General features: G+C 73.0%; 19 protein-coding genes and 1 tRNA gene. 5 read left to right on the top strand and 15 right to left on the bottom strand.

Translation table 11 applies throughout. From position 1 onward, the window contains the following. Positions 1-105: 105 nt before the first annotated feature. Genes I4I82_RS14730 through I4I82_RS14705 form a run of 6 tightly spaced genes read right to left on the bottom strand, consistent with a single transcriptional unit; the run spans position 106 to position 7,449 of the window. Positions 106-1,401, bottom strand: a complete 1,296-nt coding sequence (locus I4I82_RS14730) for a serine/threonine-protein kinase (protein ID WP_226370061.1) — start codon at positions 1,399-1,401, stop codon at positions 106-108. 13 nt (positions 1,402-1,414) lie between these two features. After that, entirely contained in the window at positions 1,415-2,890 is a 1,476-nt protein-coding gene (locus I4I82_RS14725; RefSeq protein ID WP_218589969.1) for a peptidoglycan D,D-transpeptidase FtsI family protein, read from the bottom strand. Continuing rightward, positions 2,887-4,311: an FtsW/RodA/SpoVE family cell cycle protein gene (locus I4I82_RS14720; RefSeq protein WP_218589968.1), complete on the bottom strand. Its 1,425-nt coding sequence runs from the start codon at positions 4,309-4,311 to the stop codon at positions 2,887-2,889. Before I4I82_RS14720 ends, I4I82_RS14725 begins: the two co-directional genes overlap by 4 nt. Before the next feature lie 10 nt (positions 4,312-4,321). After that, the gene (locus tag I4I82_RS14715) at positions 4,322-5,653 is read right to left on the bottom strand and encodes a PP2C family protein-serine/threonine phosphatase (protein ID WP_218589967.1); all 1,332 of its coding nucleotides are present in this window, start codon (positions 5,651-5,653) and stop codon (positions 4,322-4,324) included. A 46-nt stretch (positions 5,654-5,699) separates the two neighbouring features. Continuing rightward, positions 5,700-6,164: an FHA domain-containing protein FhaB/FipA gene (locus tag I4I82_RS14710; RefSeq protein WP_172156053.1), complete on the bottom strand. Its 465-nt coding sequence runs from the start codon at positions 6,162-6,164 to the stop codon at positions 5,700-5,702. A 34-nt stretch (positions 6,165-6,198) separates the two neighbouring features. After that, positions 6,199-7,449 carry an FHA domain-containing protein gene (locus tag I4I82_RS14705; protein WP_218589966.1) on the bottom strand — a complete coding sequence of 417 codons (1,251 nt, stop codon included), beginning with the start codon at positions 7,447-7,449 and terminating at the stop codon, positions 6,199-6,201. A gap of 136 nt (positions 7,450-7,585) precedes the next feature. Here I4I82_RS14705 and I4I82_RS14700 point away from each other — a divergent pair. Next, positions 7,586-7,668: transfer RNA gene (locus I4I82_RS14700), tRNA-Leu, on the top strand. Positions 7,669-7,766: 98 nt separating this feature from the next. On the opposite strand, the gene I4I82_RS14695 is transcribed toward I4I82_RS14700, so the two are convergent. Next, positions 7,767-8,381 (bottom strand): nucleoside/nucleotide kinase family protein, encoded by a 615-nt coding sequence (locus I4I82_RS14695; protein WP_218589965.1) that lies wholly within the window; start codon positions 8,379-8,381, stop codon positions 7,767-7,769. 5 nt (positions 8,382-8,386) lie between these two features. Then, on the bottom strand, positions 8,387-8,629 hold the full coding sequence (locus I4I82_RS14690) for a DUF2630 family protein (RefSeq protein WP_218589964.1): 243 nt from the start codon (positions 8,627-8,629) through the stop codon (positions 8,387-8,389). A 212-nt stretch (positions 8,630-8,841) separates the two neighbouring features. On the opposite strand from I4I82_RS14690, the gene I4I82_RS14685 reads away from it, so the two are divergent. Beyond that, a complete protein-coding gene (locus I4I82_RS14685) occupies positions 8,842-9,630 on the top strand; it encodes an IclR family transcriptional regulator (protein WP_218589963.1) in 789 nt (262 codons plus the stop codon). Positions 9,631-9,636: 6 nt separating this feature from the next. Here the strand turns inward: I4I82_RS14685 and I4I82_RS14680 are convergent, their stop codons facing one another. Continuing rightward, on the bottom strand, positions 9,637-10,479 hold the full coding sequence (locus I4I82_RS14680; protein WP_218589962.1) for an LLM class F420-dependent oxidoreductase: 843 nt from the start codon (positions 10,477-10,479) through the stop codon (positions 9,637-9,639). Between the two features lie 47 nt (positions 10,480-10,526). Here I4I82_RS14680 and I4I82_RS14675 point away from each other — a divergent pair, with 47 nt between their 5' ends. After that, the gene (locus I4I82_RS14675; protein WP_218589961.1) at positions 10,527-11,660 is read left to right on the top strand and encodes a 5-methyltetrahydropteroyltriglutamate--homocysteine S-methyltransferase; all 1,134 of its coding nucleotides are present in this window, start codon (positions 10,527-10,529) and stop codon (positions 11,658-11,660) included. Beyond that, positions 11,657-12,388, top strand: coding sequence for a methyltransferase domain-containing protein (locus I4I82_RS14670; protein ID WP_218589960.1), 732 nt, complete (start codon positions 11,657-11,659; stop codon positions 12,386-12,388). The genes I4I82_RS14675 and I4I82_RS14670 overlap by 4 nt, the downstream gene beginning before the upstream one ends. A gap of 18 nt (positions 12,389-12,406) precedes the next feature. Here I4I82_RS14670 and I4I82_RS14665 read toward each other — a convergent pair whose 3' ends face one another. The 6 genes from I4I82_RS14665 to I4I82_RS14640 form a co-directional block, all read right to left on the bottom strand. Beyond that, entirely contained in the window at positions 12,407-12,883 is a 477-nt protein-coding gene (locus tag I4I82_RS14665) for a (2Fe-2S)-binding protein (protein ID WP_218589497.1), read from the bottom strand. A 150-nt stretch (positions 12,884-13,033) separates the two neighbouring features. Next, positions 13,034-13,726: a haloacid dehalogenase type II gene (locus I4I82_RS14660; RefSeq protein ID WP_218589959.1), complete on the bottom strand. Its 693-nt coding sequence runs from the start codon at positions 13,724-13,726 to the stop codon at positions 13,034-13,036. A 63-nt stretch (positions 13,727-13,789) separates the two neighbouring features. Next, the gene (locus I4I82_RS14655) at positions 13,790-14,245 is read right to left on the bottom strand and encodes a Cif family virulence factor (RefSeq protein WP_218589958.1); all 456 of its coding nucleotides are present in this window, start codon (positions 14,243-14,245) and stop codon (positions 13,790-13,792) included. Positions 14,246-14,341: 96 nt separating this feature from the next. After that, positions 14,342-15,028 (bottom strand): iron-sulfur cluster assembly protein, encoded by a 687-nt coding sequence (locus tag I4I82_RS14650; RefSeq protein WP_226370060.1) that lies wholly within the window; start codon positions 15,026-15,028, stop codon positions 14,342-14,344. Continuing rightward, positions 15,025-16,074 carry an amidohydrolase family protein gene (locus I4I82_RS14645; RefSeq protein ID WP_218589957.1) on the bottom strand — a complete coding sequence of 350 codons (1,050 nt, stop codon included), beginning with the start codon at positions 16,072-16,074 and terminating at the stop codon, positions 15,025-15,027. The genes I4I82_RS14650 and I4I82_RS14645 overlap by 4 nt, the downstream gene beginning before the upstream one ends. A 43-nt stretch (positions 16,075-16,117) precedes the next feature. Then, positions 16,118-17,146 carry an NAD(P)-dependent alcohol dehydrogenase gene (locus I4I82_RS14640; RefSeq protein ID WP_218589956.1) on the bottom strand — a complete coding sequence of 343 codons (1,029 nt, stop codon included), beginning with the start codon at positions 17,144-17,146 and terminating at the stop codon, positions 16,118-16,120. A gap of 155 nt (positions 17,147-17,301) precedes the next feature. Here I4I82_RS14640 and I4I82_RS14635 point away from each other — a divergent pair, with 155 nt between their 5' ends. Beyond that, a complete protein-coding gene (locus tag I4I82_RS14635) occupies positions 17,302-17,754 on the top strand; it encodes a DUF4442 domain-containing protein (protein WP_218589955.1) in 453 nt (150 codons plus the stop codon). The last annotated feature ends 19 nt before the right edge of the window (positions 17,755-17,773 follow it).

Here is a 17,773-nt window from a genome sequence, read left to right as displayed (position 1 = left end):
GCGGCCTCTGGGAGGTTCGGGTGGACGAGGTCATCATGCCGGTCGCGGTGTGCGGACCGGGTGCAGCGACGGCCCCCCGAGCGCCGGTCGGCCGGTTGTGCGGGCTCACCGGCCGCTCCCCGTGTCGATCACCACGGTGGGCGTCGGGCCCACCCGGATCCCCGCTCCCGCCCCGGGCTCCTCCTCGCCGAAGGCCCGGAGCACGAAGATGCCCACCACCACCGCGGCGACGGTGAGCAGCACGAACAGCACGATCAGCAGGCCCCGCCCCGGCCCCGACGTGGGCTGCAGCCGCAGCGGCTCCGTCGGCCCCGCGGGTACCCGCCGGGCCGGCTCGTACGGCCGGTCGGCGATGTAGACCTCACCGTCGTCGGACGGTCCGTACGCCTCCGCCGGGCGGGCGTCGACGCGGTACCGGTCGGCCGAGTACCGGTCGGCCGGCCCGACGTACCGGTCGTCGGGCTCGAACGCCGGGGGCGGCGAGGTCGCGCGCCGGCTGCGCGACGGCGTGGTCACCGGAGCGGAGCCGCCGTGCGGCGTGAGCCCGGACGGCACCGGCATCGGTTCCCCGCGGCGCACGGCGGCCACGGCCTCGGCGAACTCGCCGCCGCTGGCGTAGCGCTGCGTCGGGTCCTTGACCAGCACCGACTCGATGAGCTCGCGGGCCGGCAGCGGGATCGTGTCGGGGAGCGGCGGGGGCTCGTCGCGCACCTGCATCATCGCTACGGCCACGGCGCTGTCGGCGCGGAACGGCCGGTGCCCGGCGAGGCACTCGTAGCCGACGATGCCCAGGGAGTACACGTCGCCCGCGGGGCCCGCCTCGGCGCCGCTGGCCTGCTCGGGCGCGATGTAGTGGGCGGTGCCCATCACCATCCCCGAGCGCGTGACCGGCACGGCGTCGGCGGCCTTCGCGATGCCGAAGTCGGTGATCTTGATGAGGCCGTCGGAGCGGACGAGGATGTTGCCCGGCTTCACGTCGCGGTGCACGAACCCGCGCTCGTGCGCGGCCTGCAGCGCGCGGGCCGTCTCCTCGATGATCCGCAGCGTCTCGGCGGTGTCGATCGGGCCCCGGGCGATCACGGCCGACAGCGGCTCGCCGCGCACGAGTTCCATCACCAGGTACGCGGTGCGCCGCCCGCTGTCGGACGGGTCGTCCTCGCCGTAGTCGTGGACGGCCGCGATCCCGGTGTGGTCCAGCGACGCGACCGTGCGCGCCTCGATCCGGAACCGGTGCAGGAACTCCTCGTCGTCGGACAGCTCCGGGCGCAGCACCTTGACCGCGACGCTGCGCCCCAGGCGCGTGTCGGAGGCCTCCCAGACCTCACCCATGCCGCCGACGGCGATCCGCCGGTCGAGCTGGTACCGGTCGGCGATCAGCAGCCCCGCCGCGAGAGCCCTCACCGCGCACCGCCCCTCACTGGGACCCCCGCAGCGCCGCGCCGATCACCGCGCGCCCGATCGGTGCCGCCACGGCACCGCCGGTAGCGGCCAGGTTGTTGCGGTCGCCGCCCGACTCCACCAGCACCGCGACCGCGACCTGCGGGTTCTCGGCCGGCGCGAACGCGACGTACCAGACGTGCGGTGGCGTCGACTTGGGGTCGACGCCGTGCTCGGCCGTGCCCGTCTTGGCCGCGATCTGGACGCCGCGGATCTTGCCGGCGCCCTGGTAGCTGTTCTCGTTGTTGACCATCAGCTCGGTCAGCGTCTGCGCGACGCCGGGGCTCACGGCCTGGCCGAGCTGGTCGGGTGCGGTCGTGTCGAGCGTCTCCAGGTCCTGGCCCTGGATCTCCGAGATCAGGTAGGGCGCCATCAGCCGCCCGCCGTTGGCGATGGCCGCGACGACCATCGCGTTCTGCATCGGGGTGAGCGCGACGTCGCGCTGGCCGATGCTCGTCTGCTGCAGCGCGGCGGTGCTCTCGATGTCGCCGATCGTCGACGGGACGACGCCCATCGGGATCGCGATGTCCTCGGTGCCGATGCCGAACGCCTCGGCCTGGTCGCGCAGCGCCTCCTCGCCCAGCTGCTCGGCGAGTTCGGCGAACGCGGTGTTGCACGAGCGCTGCAGGGCATCGCGCAGGGAGGCGGTCTGGCCGGTGCCGCACTGGTTGCCGTTGAAGTTCTGCAGCTGCGTGGCGGTGTCGGCGAGGGTGATGCTCGACGCCGCGGTGAGCGGGCTGTCCGGGGTGTAGCGCCCGCTCTCCAGCGCCGCGGCGACGTCGATCAGCTTGAACGTCGACCCCGGGGGGTAGACCTCCTGGATCGCGCGGTTGGTGAGCACCGGCGGCGAGGCCTCGGTGTACTCGGCCCACGCCTGCTGCTGCACCGTGGCGCTCTGGCTGGCCAGCGGCCCCGGGTCGTAGGACGGGGTGGAGGCCATCGCCAGGATCGCGCCGGTGGCGGGCTGCAGGGCCACGACCGCGCCGGTGTAGCCGCTGTCGGACAGCTCGTCGTAGGCGGCCTGCTGCACGGCGGGGTCGATCGTGGTGACGACGTTGCCGCCGCTCGGGTCGCGCCCGGTGATGAGGTCGGACAGGCGGCGGGTGAACAGTCGGTCGTCGCTGCCGTTGAGGACGTCGTTGGCCGCGCGCTCCAGGCCGCCCGCGCTGTAGATCAGGGAGTAGTACCCGGTGACCGACGCGAACGCCGGGCCGTCGGGGTACTCGCGCTGGTAGGGGTACTGACCGTCGGTCTCGACGCTGCGCGCGAGCACCTGGCCCTGCGCGCTGATCTGCCCGCGCTGGCGCGAGTACTCGGCGAGCAGGACGCGCTGGTTGCGCTGGTCGGTGCGGTAGTCGCCGGCCTTGACCACCTGCACGTAGGTCAGGTTGGCCATGAGCAGCAGGATCATCGCCATCACGGCGATGGCGATGCGGCGGACCGGGGTGTTCACGAGGGGCGCTCCACCAGCTCCGTGCCGGCCTCCGCGATGGGCGGCAGCGGGGTGGCCGGACGGCGCGGCAGCGGTGCGCGGGCGGCGTTGGAGATCCGCAGGAGCAGCGCGACCAGCGCGTAGTTGGCGACGAGCGAGCTGCCGCCGTAGGACAGGAACGGCAGCGTCAGGCCCGTCAGCGGGATGAGTTTGGACGCCCCGCCCGCGACGATGAACACCTGCAGCGCGAGCGTGAACGCGAGCCCGGTGGCCAGCAGCTTGCCGAAGCTGTCGCGCACGGCGAGCGCGCTGCGCAGGCCGCGCGTGATGAGCACGAGGTAGATCACCATCACCGCGGCCAGGCCGATCAGGCCCAGCTCCTCGCCCAGCGAGGACAGCATGAAGTCGCTCTCGGCGAACGGCACGAGCTCGGGGCGGCCCGCGCCCAGCCCGGTGCCGCCCAGCCCGCCGGTGCCCAGGCCGAACAGGGCCTGCCCGATCTGGAAGCCGGCGCCGTCGAAGTCGGCGAACGGGTCGAGCCAGATCTGCACGCGGGTCCGGACGTGGCCGAACAGCTGGTAGGCCACGACGCCGCCGGCCGCGAAGAACGCCAGCCCGATGAGCATCCAGGAGATGCGCTCGGTGGCGGTGTAGAGCAGCACCAGGACGATGCCGAAGAACAGCAGCGACGTGCCGAGGTCGCGCTCGAGCACGAGCACGCCGACCGAGAACGCCCAGGCGACGAGCAGCGGCGCGAGGTCGCGGGCGCGGGGGAGCTCCATGCCGAGGAAGCGGCGCCCCGCGGTGGAGAACAGGTCGCGCTTCTGCACGAGGAACGCCGCGAAGAAGATGATCAGCAGGATCTTCGCGAACTCGCCCGGCTGGATGGAGAAGATGCCCAGCCGCAGCCAGATCTTCGCGCCGTTGACCTCGGAGATCGACGACGGCAGCACGCCCGGCAGCGCGAGCAGCACCAGGCCGGCGAACCCGGCGGTGTAGGCGTACGCGGCGAGCTTGCGGTGGTCGCGCACCACCCACAGCACGGCGACGAACAGCACCAGGCCGACGCCGGTCCAGGCGACCTGGCGCGGCCACAGCAGCGTCGGCAGGTCGTTGCCCAGCGCCACCGCGCGGTCGGCCTTCGCGAGGTCGAGCCGGTAGATCATCACCAGGCCCAGGCCGTTGAGCAGCGCGACCGCGGGCAGGATCAGCGGGTCGGCGTAGGGCGCGAGCCGGCGGACGGCGATGTGGGCCGCCACCAGCAGCGCGAGGTACGCGACGCCGATCAGTAGCAGGTCGAGGGTGAGCGTCTGCTCCTGGTTGGCCTCGACGAGCACCAGCGCGCCGGTGACCAGGACCGCCGCGAACGCCAGCAGCACGAGCTCGATCGTGCGGCCGGTGGGCGGGCCTGCCTGCTCCCGCGCCTCGACCTGCCCACCCACCCGTGCCACGTCAGCCCACCGGCCGGCAGTTGATCCCCGGCTCGGGCGGCACGCTCGGCAGCGGCGTGGAGCCGTAGTCCGGGTAGGTCACGTCGGGCAGCGTCGGCACCAGCGCCGTCTCGGGCGCCGGGGCGGTCGGGGTCGGGCACGGCTCGAGCATCTTGGTGCGCAGCCGCTCCACCACGCCCTGGGCGCCGTCGAGGCCGGCCGCGTCGATGCCGCCGCGCACGAGCGAGCGGTCGGACTCGGGGAGGTCGTCGAGCGCGATCTCGGTGCGCTCGGCCACGAGGTGCAGCGGCACGCCGAGCACCTCGCCCTGCACGCCCTGGAAGATCGCGACGGCGTCGGTGTCGGCGCCGACGTAGTACTGCTGCAGCACCCAGATCCGGGCGAGCAGCGCGCCGCCGACGAGCACGGCCAGTACCGCGACCGCCGCGACGGCGATCTTCGTGCGGGACCGGCGGGCGACGGCCGGGGCCTGCGCGGGCTGCGCCACCCGCTGCGGCGCGGGGCGCGTGAGCGTGGTGGCCGAGGCGCGCGCGGCCGCGGAGTCGGGCCGGGGGCCGTCGTCGTCGCGCCCGTCGCCCGCCGCGCCGCCGACGATCGGGGCGTCCTCGCCGAACTCGATGTCGAGCACGTCGGCCACGATGCAGGTGATGTTGTCGGGACCGCCGCCGCGCAGCGCGAGCTCGATCATGCGGTCGGCGCACTCGCGGGGGTCGCGGTAGCCGCGCAGCGTGTCGGCCAGCGTCTCGTCGCTCACGACCCCGGACAGGCCGTCGGAGCAGAGCAGGTAGCGGTCGCCGGGGCGGGCCTCGCGGATGGTCAGCGACGGGTCGATGTCCTGACCGGTGATGGCGCGCAGCAGCAGCGAGCGCTGCGGGTGCGTGTGCGCCTCCTCCTCGGTGATCCGGCCCTCGTCGATCAGCGACTGGACGAACGTGTCGTCCTTGGTGATCTGGGTGAAGGTCCCACCGCGGAGCTGGTAGGCGCGCGAGTCGCCGATGTGCACCAGCCCCAGGCGGGAGCCGGCGAACAGGATGGCCGTGAGCGTGGTGCCCATGCCCTCGAGATCGGGCGCCTCGCGGACGTGCCGGGTGATCGCGGCGTTGCCCTCGACCGTGGCCTCGCGGAGCTCGCGGAGCAGGTCGTCACCGGGGTCGTCCTCGTCGAGCGGGGCGAGCGCGGAGATCACCAGCGACGAGGCGACCTCACCCGCGGCGTGGCCGCCCATGCCGTCGGCGAGGGCGAGCAGCCGCGGACCGGCGTAGACCGCGTCCTGGTTGTTCTGCCGGACGAGCCCGCGGTCGCTGCGGGCCGAGTAGCGCAGGACCAGCGTCATCGGGCGGCTCCGGCGGCTCGGTCGGCGGGCCCGGAAGGGAACCGGTTCATGATCGGAGCTCGATCACCGTCTTGCCGATGCGGACAGGGACTCCCAGGGGGACCCGGGTGGGTCCGGTGACCTTAGCCCGGTCGAGGTAGGTGCCGTTCGTCGACCCGAGATCCTCGACGTACCACTCGTCTCCCTGCAGGGAGATGCGCGCGTGGCGGGTCGAGGCGTAGTCGTCGTCGAGCACCAGGGTGGAGTCGTCGGCCCGGCCGATGAGGATCGGCCGGGAGTCCTCCAACGACACCCGGGTGCCCGCCAGCGCGCCGGCGGTCACGAGGAGCTGGCGCGGCATGCGGCCGCGCCCCCCGCCGCGCGGCGCGGTGCGTCCGCCTCCGGGCAGCATCGACCGGAGTCCGGACGCGGCGTAGAGGTCCGACCGCACCACCCGGAGTGCGACCAGCACGAACAGCCAGAGGAGAGCGAGGAAGCCCGCCCTGGTCAGCTGCAGCACCAACTCGGGCACTCGCGGAGAACTCCGTTCTGGGGTTCGGAGACGACTACTGGGTCCGGAAGACCAGGCTGGAGTGCCCGACCCGGATGACGTCACCGTCGTTGAGCTGCCACGTCTGCACCGGGTTGCCGTTCACGGTGGTGCCGTTCGTGGAGCCGAGATCGGTGAGCGTGGCCGACTGACCATCCCAGCTGATCTCCAGATGACGGCGCGACACGCCGGTGTCGGGGAGGCGGAACGCCGACTCCTGGCCGCGGCCGATGACGTGGCTGCCCTGGGTGAGCTCGTAGTTGCGACCCGAACCGTCGTCGAGGCTCAGCGTGGCCGAGTAGCCCTGCTGGCCGTACCCCTGCTGGCCGTAGCCCTGCTGCTGCCCGTAGCCCTGGTCGTACCCGGGCTGCTGGCCGTAGCCCTGCTGGCCGTAACCCTGCTGCTGCCCGTAGCCCTGGTCGTACCCGGGCTGCTGCTGGCCGTACCCGGGCTGCTGCTGGCCGTAGCCCTGGTCGTAGCCGGGCTGCTGGCCGTAGCCGGGCTGCCCGTAGCCGGGCTGCCCGTAGCCCTGGTCGTAGCCGGGCTGCTGCTGGCCGTAGCCCTGGTCGTACCCGGGCTGCTGCTGGCCGCCGTAGCCACCCTGCTGGGGCTGTCCGTAGCCCTGCTGGCCGTAGGGGTCGGGTGCGCCGCCCTGCTGGTCGTAGCCCTGCTGGCCGTAGCCGGGCTGCTGGCCGTAGGCCTGCGGGGGCTGCTCGCCCTGGTCGTACCCCCCCTGGCGCTGGTCGTAGGCGGGAGGGGCGTACGTCTGCTGCCCGTATCCGCCGGGGGCGGGACGGTCGTAGCCGTACTGCCCGTTCTCCTCGGGGTGGCCCGGTTGCTGGCTCATGGGTGCTTCTCCTGCGTCGCGTGCTCGCGTGGCGTCCCGGCGGGAAGCGTCGGGGTCCACGGACGAGCGGGTGCGGAACTGTCCCGTGTGCAGCGCATCGGAGCGCTCCAGAAAGACTACGACCTCGCCGTAGGTGTCCCATCCCTGGTCGGCGAGTTGTTCGGTGACGTAACTCGAGAGCGAGTCGACGATCTGAGCGGTGTCACCGGCCATGCGATCGAAATCGGCGGGCCCGAGCAGCACCGTGTAGCGGTTCGGCGCGAGCAGTCTCCCGCCCGCGAGCTGCTCGATGTGGTCCTCGGCCTCCCTCATCAGCCCCTGCATGACCTCCTGGGGGACGACGCTGCCACCGAAAACACGTGCGAAAGCGTCGCCCACCATCCCTTGTAGACGGCGCTCGAACCTCCCGACGCGGCCCAACCGATCTTCCCTTCGCTCGCAACGGCGTGTTGCTGACGGCACCGATCGTATCTGTGATAGCCCGCAGCGTGTCGCCCCCCGATGCGGGGGGCCGCGCCGGGGGTCGCCGGGCCCCGTGCTAGCTTTCCACCTGCCAGGGCGAGTGGCGGAATGGCAGACGCGCACGGTTCAGGTCCGTGTGTCCGAAAGGACGTGAGGGTTCAACTCCCTCCTCGCCCACAGATCACCGGAGGGGTCCCGAGAGGGGCCCCTTTTCCGTTACCGGGCCCGGCGGCCGTTCGCCGAGCACCGCCGTGGCGTCGCCGAGCGGTTGCCGATCAGGCCCGTCGCACCGCGGGCCGGTCCGGGTGGTCGGCCAGCACGACGAGGTCGGCGTGCCCCGCGGGGTCGCGCTCGGCGGCGTACCGCGAGTGGGCGGGCAGGGTCCACCGCTCGTCGTCGGCGGTCCGGCGGGCCAGCGCCGCGTCGCTCATGCGCAGGTGCACCGCGAGGTCGAACGGGAGCCCGCGCCCGAGCAGCAGCGCGCCGGCCACGACCACGACCCCGTCGGGCGGGAGCTGCGCGTAGCCGTCGCGGAAGGCGCGGTCGGCGGCCGCGTCCCAGAGCCGGGGGAGGACCCGGCCCGTCGACACCGCCGGGTCGAGCACCTCGCGGCGCAGCCCGGCGGCGTCGAGCCAGCCGTCGAGGAGCTCGTCGGGGTCCTCGCGGCCGTGTTCCAGGCGCACCGAGGCCGGGCGCAGGAAGTCGGCGGCGGCCACCACGACGGCCCTGCGCCCCAGCGTGCGCAGGTCGTCCGCGACGCGCGCGGCGAGCGCCTCGGGCCGGGTCGGCGGTGGCCCGTCGACGGCGAGGCGGACCCGCCCCGGGCGGGCCGCGACGAGCCCGACCACCTCGTCGGCGAGCCGCTCCGGCGTCAGAGGGGTGACCTGCACGCGGACTACTGCCGGTAGCCCTCGACGGTGCCGGCGTCGCGCTCGTGGGCGCCGTCGGGGTCCTGCCCGGCGCGGCGGCGGGCGTCGCGCTGGCGCAGGAGGTCCCAGTAGCGGTCGAGCTGGATGCCGAGCTGGTCGAGGCGGTCCTTCTCCTCGGGGGAGAGGGCGGTGCCGATGTGGGAGCGCTCCAGGCGGTGCTCCTCGGCGACCAGCTCGTCGATGCGGCGGTGGAGCGTGTCGTCGTCCATGCCCGCGATGATCCCGCCTCAGCGCTGCGCCTGCAGGAGCGGCCCCGGGCGTCGACCACGTCGAGGTGGTGCACCACCGGGTCGCCGGAGGCCGGGCGCCGGCCGAAGGCCCGGTCGACGGCCGGGTGGATGCGCTCGTCGAACGCACCTCGCCGAGCCGTGGTCCCGGATGCTGCTGGCGCCGGGTGCCTGAGGGACCGGAGACTGGGGGCGTGGAGCCCGAGCGCAGCACCGGCACGTCGATCACGCGCGCGCTGCGGGTGGTCGAGGCGGTCGCCGCGGCGGGGGACGGTGTCACCGCCAAGGCCATCGCGCGGCGCCTGGCCTGTCCGCTGCCGACGGTCTACCGCGCGCTGGGCGTGCTCGTGCAGGAGGGCTACCTCGTCCGGCTGCAGGAGAGCCGCGGCTACGGGCTGGGCTACCGGATCGCCGAGCTGCACCGCAGCCTGGCCGACCAGGTGCGGCCGCCGTCGCCGGTGCGGGCGGTGCTGCACGAGCTGCACGAGAACCTGGGCGCCACCGCGCACCTGGTCGTCTTCCGCGACACCGACATCGTCGTGGCCGCCGTCGACGACTGCGCCGACCACCCCCGCCCCGATGGATTCGACGTCGGCGAGCCCACGCCCGCGCACGCCACCGCCGGCGGCAAGGTCCTGCTGGCCCCGCTGCGCCCGGCGCGGGTCAGCGAGCTCATCGCCCCCTACGGGATGCCGCGGCTGACCTCGCGCACGCTCGTCGAGCGCCGCGGGCTCGACCGCGAGCTGATGCGGGTGCGCTCGGCGGGCGTCGCCGTCGAGGTGGAGGAGTACCGGGCGGGCACCGCGGGCGTCGCGGCGCCGGTGACGGGGCCCGGAGGGGTGGTGCGCTCGGCCGTCGGTGTCACGGTGTCGCGGGCGGAGTTCACCGCCCGGCGCTGGGAGCTGGAGGTCGCGGTGCGCGAGGCCGCCGGCCGCGTCGCGCGCGCCGAGAGCGACGACGTGCGGGCGGCCGGCGGGCACTGAGCGCGCCTACGGCAGCAGCACCGCCAGGGTGTCGAGCTCGCGCAGCACCGCGTCCGTCTCGCCCGGGCCGGGGTCGGTCAGCTCGAACAGCACGCGGTCGACGCCCGCCGAGGCGTAGGAATCCAGTGCCTGCGGCTTCGGCGACGCGCCGTAGACCGTGACGGGCAGGTGCCCGCGCCCGGCGTCGGCGGCGCGGCGCTGCAGCTCGGCGACGCGCGCGCCGAACTCCTCGAGCCCCGACACGGGCACGCGCAGCGGGATCCAGCCGTCGCCGTGGGACAGGACGCGGTCGAGCACCGTCGGCCCGCCGCCGCCGATGAGTACCGGGGGCAGGCGCGTCGGCTTGGGCCAGGACCAGATCGGGTCGAAGTCGACGAAGGTGCCGTGGTGCTCGGCCTCGTCCCGGGTCCAGATCGCCTTCATCGCCTCGACGTGCTCGAGCATCCGCGCGGTCCGCCGCTTCGGGTCGACGCCGTGGTTCGCCATCTCCTCGGCGTTCCAGCCCGGGCCGACGCCGAGCTCGAAGCGGCCGGCGGCGATCCGGTCGAGGCTCGCGACGGCCTTGGCCAGCACGATCGGGTCGTGCTGCGCCACCAGCGACACCGCGGTGCCGAGCGCGATCCGCTCGGTCGTCGCCGCGATCGCCGCCAGCGCGACGAACGGGTCGTAGGTGTGGGAGTAGCGGGTGGGGAGCTCGGGCCCGCCGGGCCACGGCGACTCGCGGCTCGTCGGGATGTGGGTGTGCTCGGTGAGCATCAGCGCGCCGAACCCGCGCTCCTCGACGGCCCGCCCGAGCTCGACGGGAGCGGGGCCGTAGTCGGTCAGGAACGTCACGACGCCGAAGTCCATGCGGCCGATCATGCAACGGGTGCGCGGATCGGCATAGCCTCGCCCCCATGACGCCTCCCGGAGCCGTGACCGCGCCGCCGTTCCGCGCCGACCACGTCGGCAGCCTCCTGCGCCCGCCCGCGCTGCTCGCCGCCCGCGAGCAGCACGCCGCCGGCACCCTCGACGACGCCGGCCTGCGCGCCGCCGAGGACGCGGCGATCACCGACGTCGTGGCCGTGCAGGAGGAGGTCGGCCTGCGAGCGGCAACCGACGGCGAGTTCCGCCGCACGTCGTGGCACATGGACTTCATCTACCGGCTCGGCGGCATCACGCGGACCGACGAGCAGATCCGGGTGCGGATGCGCAACGCCTCCGGCGAGGGCGCGTTCACCTCCGCCGGCATGGCCGTCACCGACCACGTGCGCCTCGACGAGCCGATCTTCGCCGACCACTTCCGGTACCTGGCCGACCAGGTCACCACGGCCGTGCCGAAGCTGACGATCCCGTCGCCCAGCATGGTCTACGCGCGGGGCGGTTCCGCGGTGATCGACCGGTCGGTCTACCCGGACCTGGAGGGGTTCTGGGCCGACCTCTCCGCCGCCTACGCCGACGAGGTCGCGGCGCTGCACGGCCTGGGCTGCCGCTACCTGCAGCTCGACGACACCGCGCTGGCCTACCTCAACGACCCCGCGCACCGCGCCGAGCTGGCCGCGAAGGGCGACGACCCCGAGACCCAGCACCTGCGCTACATCCGCCAGATCAACGCGGCGATCGCCGACCGCCCCGCCGACCTGCGCGTCACGACGCACATGTGCCGCGGCAACTACCGCTCTTCGTGGGCGGCCGAGGGCGGCTACGACCACGTGGCGGAGGCGCTGTTCGGCGAGCTCGCCGTCGACGGCTTCTTCTGCGAGTTCGACGACGAGCGCTCCGGCGGGTTCGAGCCGCTGCGGTTCGTGCCGCCGGGCAAGCAGGTCGTCCTCGGGCTGGTGACGACGAAGTCCGGCGCGCTGGAGGACGCCGACGCCCTCAAGCGCCGCATCGACGAGGCCGCCAAGCACGTGCCGCTCGAGCAGCTCTGCCTGTCACCGCAGTGCGGGTTCTCCTCCACCGTCGAGGGCAACGAGCTCACCGCCGACGAGCAGAAGGCCAAGCTCGCGCTGATCGTCCGCGTCGCGCAGGACGTCTGGGGCTCGGTGTGAGCGAGGGTCCCCGCGGCTGGGCGGCGCCGCTGCACGCCCGCGTCCTGGACGCCGGCGGCGTCACCACCGGCACCCGGGTGCTCGACCTCGGGTGCGGCGGCGGCGGGTTCGCCGCGGCCGCCGTGGCGCGCGGCGCCGTGGTGCACGGGATCGACACCGACCCGTCGGCGGTCGCCGTGGCGTCCGGGGAGGTGCCCGGGGCGGACTTCGCCGTCGGCGACGCCCACGACCTCGGATCCCTCGGCCCGTTCGACGTCGCCGCCGCCGTGCAGCTGCTCGCGCACGTCGTCAACCCGGTGCTGGTGCTGCGCGAGGCCGCGCGCGTGGCACCCGTCGTCGCGGTGACGGTGTGGGGGCGCGAGGAGGAGTGCGACGTGCGGGCGTTCGGCGAGGCGCTGGCCCCGTGGGTCGGCTCCCGCCGTGCCCCCGACGGCCCGCCGCCGATCACCGAGCCCGCCCGCCTGCGCGCGCTCGTGGAGCTGGCCGGGCTGACCGTCACGTCGTTCGACGAGGTCGTCTGCCCCTTCGACTACCCCGACGACGACGAGCTCGTCGGGCCGCTGTTCGGCACCGGCATCGGGCGGCACGCGGTGAACCGCGCCGGCCCGGCCGCGGTCCGCCGGGCCGTGCTGGAGCGCTTCGAGCTCCACCGCACGCCCGGGGGCGGCTACCGGCTGGAGAACGTCTTCCGGGTGCTCACCGCGACGTCGGGCGGGGCCCCCGCGTAGGCGAGCCCCACCGCGGGGTCACATGTTCTCGGCGCCCGCGTAGATCGCTTCGCGGATGCGGTTGTAGGTGCCGCAGCGGCAGATGTTGCGGATCTCCTCGATGGCCGAGTCGTCGAGCTTGCGGCCCTCGTCGGCGCACTGGCGGACCTTCGCCACCGCGGCCATGATCTGGCCGGGCTGGCAGTAGCCGCACTGCGCGACGTCCTTCTCGATCCACGCCTGCTGCATCGGGTGCAGGTCGGAGTCCACCGTGTCGGCCAGGCCCTCGATCGTGGTGATCTCGTCCTCGGAGGAGATCTCGGAGACCGGCACCGAGCAGGGGTTGAACGCCTTGCCGTTGATGTGGCTGGTGCAGGCCTTGCAGACGTTGATGCCGCAGCCGTACTTGGGGCCGGTGACCCCGAGCAGGTCGCGGATCACCCAGAGCAGGCGGACGTCGTCGTCGGCCTCGACGGTGACGGACTCACCGTTGAGGTTGAAGGTGTGCTGTGCCATGTCTGGCTCCTCAGGAGGGGCGGGACCGCCGGCCGTGGGGGTCGCTTCGTCGGAGACCCAACGAACCGGGTGGCCGTGCGGTCTCGAAAGTGGGACAGGTTCACTCGTCGGAGTGGGGCCGCCACACCCGTTCACGCACGGTGACCGGCGTCAGCAACCGAGGTGTTCGGCCAGCTCCACCAGCGAGCCGACGGAGACGTCGGCGGCCGGGTCGGAGGCCGCGATCTCGACGCCGGGCCCCTTCTCGTCGGGCCGGTGCACGTAGGCCGTGCGCAGGCCGCGCTCGCGCGCCGCGGCGAGGTCGTCGAGGTGCGCGGCGACCATGAGCACCTGCCCGGGCACGACGTCGAGCAGGCGGGCGGCGCCGTCGTAGACCTCGGGGTCGGGCTTGTAGTGCCCGAACAGCTCCGCGGACAGCACGGTGTCCCAGGGCAGGCCGCCGTGCTTGGCCATGTCGACGAGCAGCGAGACGTTGCCGTTGGACAGCGTGGCGATCACGTGGCGCGCCTTGAGCCGGTGCAGCCCCTCGACGGAGTCGGGCCACGGGTCGAGCCGGTGCCAGGCGTGCACGAGCTCGACGCGCACGTCCTCGGGCGCGTCCGGCGCGCCGAACTCCTCGAGCAGCTCGTCGAGGGAGGCGCGGTGCAGCCCGTCGAGCCCGGTCCACGGCCGCTTCCCGCGCCGCACGCGGTCCATCGACGGCAGGTAGTGGCCGCGCCAGGCGTCGGCGAAGGCCTCCGCGTCGACGGCGGGCCCGAGCAGGCGCGCCACCTCGCGCGCCACGCCGCAGCGCCAGTCGACCACGGTCCCGAACACGTCGAACACGAGCGCGCGCACGTCCACCCGAGCAACCTAGACGGGGCGGAGCCCGGCACGGCGGCGACAGGCGGGGCGGTGACCAGAGCGCTACGCGAGGCCCAGCTGGATGCGCAGGCCGGTGTGGTCCCACAGTGTGCGGTGCGACGAGATGAGCGACCGGGTGATGGCGGCGCGGGTGCGGTGCCGGAAGGCGACCACGGAGATCGCGAGCACCTCCGCGCGACGGTGGGTGGGGTCGACGCCGGGCAGCAGCCAGGGCAGCTCGCGGTCGTGGGTGAACCCGACGATCCGCTGGTCGACCAGCGTCCGGATGTCGGCCGTGCGCGTCACCCGGCGGGTGGTCAGGTCGGCGGGCAGGTGCGGGAGCACCTCCTCGGCGAGGTGGCGGCGCAGGTCCTCGCCGGACCGCGCTCCACCGCCCGGGACGTCCTCCACGGTGCCGTCCTCGGCGACCACGGCGAGCGCGGCCTCGAGGTCGCGGGCGCAGACCGCCGTGTGGAAGGTGTCGGTCATCTCCTGCATGGACGTGATCAGTGTCTGCATCGCCACCGTCATGGTGGTCCGCCTCCTCTCGTGGTCCGTTCGTGACGATGCCCCGGCCCTGATCGTTCCGGGGCCGGGGCATCGTCGAGCCGGCGGTCAGGGCGCGGTGGCCGCGTACCGCGTCTGGAGCAGGCTCTTGCAGTACTCGCCGTTGGTCTCGATGCTCATCCGCGTGAGCCGGGCCCGCCGGAGGTGCAGCGGGACCTGCGCCGACGTGACGCGGCTGCCGTCCTTGTGGAGCAGCAGCGGTGCGTCGTCGTCCGCGGCGAGACCGAGCTTGGACCGCCGCTCACGGAGGCGGGTCAGGTCTCCCGAGGGAGGCACCTGGCCCAGGGTCATCCCGGCGAGGTCGTCCGGTCCGGCCCCCCCGTCGACCAGCGGCTGCGCGACGCGGTCCTGCCCGGCCATGGCGGCCTTCTGCAGGAACTGCTCGCGCAGCTCGTCGAGCTCGTCGGTGGCCTCGCCCTCGAAGGACGCGACGAAGCCGGACTGGGCCGCCACGCCGCCGTTGATCTCGGCGGAGGCGTGGTGGTCGGCCAGCGTCACCACCGCGTGCGTGATGCCGGGCACCTGCGACACGGCGTCGTAGGCATCGGCGACCATCAGGAAGGAGAAGTTGGGCGCGCAGAAGAACGTGGGCAGCCGCAGACCGACCGTGGCCACCCCCTCGTCGGACACCGTGCACGTCTCGACGAAGTCGAGGTCGGTGATGGGCTCGTCGAGCTCCGGGTCCATCACCGACCCCAGGGCGGCCCACACGTCTCCGTGCAGGCCGGCCGTCACGACCCGGCCACCAGCTGCTCGCCGGGAGCCATGGCCTCGTCGGCGTCGGTCTGGATCTGCAGCTCCGCCGGCACCGGGATGTCGTAGAGCTTGGCCGCGTTGAGACCCAGGATCTTCTTCTTCGTGTCGACCGTGAGCTTCGGGTAGTCCGAGCACGACGGGTCGTCGGGCATCTGCCAGTCGACGAAGCCCTCGACCTGCCACTTGGGCGTCCAGATGTTGTAGTCGCCGCCGAAGGTCATGCGGTCCTCGCCGACCCAGAACAGCAGCTCGCCCATCACCTTGGCGAAGAACTTCGGGCGCGCGTGCATGAGACCGCCGATGACGACGGACAGGCCCGCGTAGACGTTGGGCTCCTGCACCGCCATGAAGCAGAAGTCCTCGATGCGCGGGATGCCCGCGTGCTCGATGATGAAGTTCAGGCCCTGGAAGTCGGTGGCGGCCTGGTCGACGTCGTCGGCGGAGAACGCGTCCTTGTTGAGCGGCCAGATCGTCGGGCCCTTGTGGGCGTGGATGTTCTTGACACCCAGCGCCTGCGCGGCCTCGAAGAAGCGGTAGCACTCGGGGTCGGTCAGCTTGTAGCCGCGGGAGTCGCCGTTCCACTCCGCGGTGTAGAGCTTGATGCCCTTGTGGCCGTACTTCGCGACGTCGGCCTCGAGCTGCTTGATGCCGGCGTCGCCCTCGCGCGGGTCGAACCGCCCGTTGACGATGACCTTGTCACCGAGGCGCTCGAGCATCTCGGCGTTCTGGTCGGCCGTGTTGAAGCCGTTGGTGTACCACTCCTTGAGGTACGTCGACTGGAAGATCGCGACGTCGACGTGCCCCTCCTCGAACATGTCGCGCTCGAAGTCCTCGGGGGTGACCTTCAGGTACTTCTCGTAGTCCCAGTGGGTCTCGGGCGGGCCGAGCTGGTGGTAGCCGTAGAAGCAGTCGATCCAGCCCTTCGCGAACTCCTCGCGGCCCTCGCGCCAGTTCTCGCGGCTCGCGTCCCAGAAGTGGGAGTGGGAGTCGACTACGAAGTACTTCTCGCCATCTTTTTCGTACATGTGGTGGGAACCTCTCTGCGTCAGTGCTTGCGGAACTCGGTGCTTACGGAACGAGGATCGCGCGGCCGCGGACCCGGCCGGCGTCGAGATCGTGGAGGGCGTCGAGCGCCGCTTCCAGGGGGTACTGCTTGGTGTGGAGCGTGACCTTGCCGGCCTGCGCCAGGACCATGAGCTCGGACAGGTCCGAGTAGGTGCCGACGATGTTGCCGATGACGTTCTTCTCGCCGCCGACGAAGTCGAGCGTCGGCGCCCTGAACTCCCCGCCGTAGCCGAGGATGTACTGCGATCCCGCGGGGGCGGTCATCTGCCAGGCGTCGAGCTCGGCGCCCTGCTCGGCGACGAAGTCGAAGACGACGTCACCACCCAGCCCGTTGGTGAGGTCCTTGACGGCCTGGACCTGGTTGCCGTCGGCCAGCACCGTCTCGTCGGCGCCGAGCTGCTTGGCCAGCGCGAGCGCGTCGGGGTTGCGGTCGACGACGATGATCCGCGCGCTGGTGATCGCGGCGAGGGACTGGATGCCGATGTGGCCCAGCCCGCCCGCGCCCTGGACCACCGCGGTGGTGCCCGGGAACAGGCCGCCGGCCGCCTTGCGCACCGCGTGGTAGGCGGTGATGCCGGCGTCGGCCAGCGCGGCGACGTCGGCCGGGTTGGTGCTCGGGTCGAGCTTGATGCAGGCCCGCGCGGTGGTGCGCAGGTACTCCGCCATGCCGCCGTCGTTGTTCGACAGGCCGGGGAAGAACGCCGCCTCGCACTGCATGTCGCGACCGCGACGGCAGGCCAGGCACAGGCCGCAGGAGGGCTGCGGGTGCAGGATCACGGTGTCGCCGACGGCGACGTTCGTGACGCCCGCACCGATCTCGTGGACCCAGCCCGCGTTCTCGTGGCCGATGACGTAGGGGAGGTTCGGGTTCTGTGCCTCGGCCCAGTCGCCGTTGATGATGTGCAGGTCGGTGCGGCAGACGCCGGCGCCACCGACCTTGATGATCACATCCAACGGGCCCTGGATCGTGGGCTCCGGAATGTCGTCGATCTTCGGATCCTCGTGGTACGCGTGTACCCGAACGGCCTTCACCGGTGGACCTCCTCAGGTGTCGGGGACTGGGTCCGATTCCAGTGCCGAGTGCCGCCGCTCACAACCCGTTCCATTCCGCAGAGCGAGAAAACGGACAAAACGTACTGCCGTTCAGGTGAGGGTCGGAACGCTTACCCGTGAGTAACATGTGCCCCATGACGACGGACACCAGCTGGGTCGGCCCCGCGATGACGCAGACCGTGCCCTGGGTGGGCACCGCCGGGATCACCTTCGGCGAGACCACCGGCACGCGCGCGGTCGCACACCTCCCCGACGACGCCGGGCAGCACAACCACGTCGCCGGCCCGCACGCCGCGATGATCTTCGGGCTGGGGGAGACGGCGTCGGGGGCGGTCGGGCTCGCGGCGTTCGGCGGGGTGATGGAGCGCGCCACGCCGCTCGTCGTCCGCTCGGAGATCGCCTACCTGCGCCTCGCGAAGGGCCCGTTGACGGCGGTGGCGCAGCTCGACCGCGACGCGGCCGAGGTCCTCGCCGAGCTCGACGCGGGAACGCGCCCGGAGTTCACGGTGTCGGTCGTGGTCACCGACGGGGGCGGCCGGGAGACGAGCCGGATGACCGTCGTCTGGACGCTGCGCCCGAACCGCTGAACCCGACCGGGAATGGCAC

This window comes from Pseudonocardia oceani (assembly GCF_019263585.2).
Taxonomy (GTDB): domain Bacteria; phylum Actinomycetota; class Actinomycetes; order Mycobacteriales; family Pseudonocardiaceae; genus Pseudonocardia; species Pseudonocardia oceani.
This window is presented reverse-complemented; position numbering and strand designations above follow the sequence as displayed.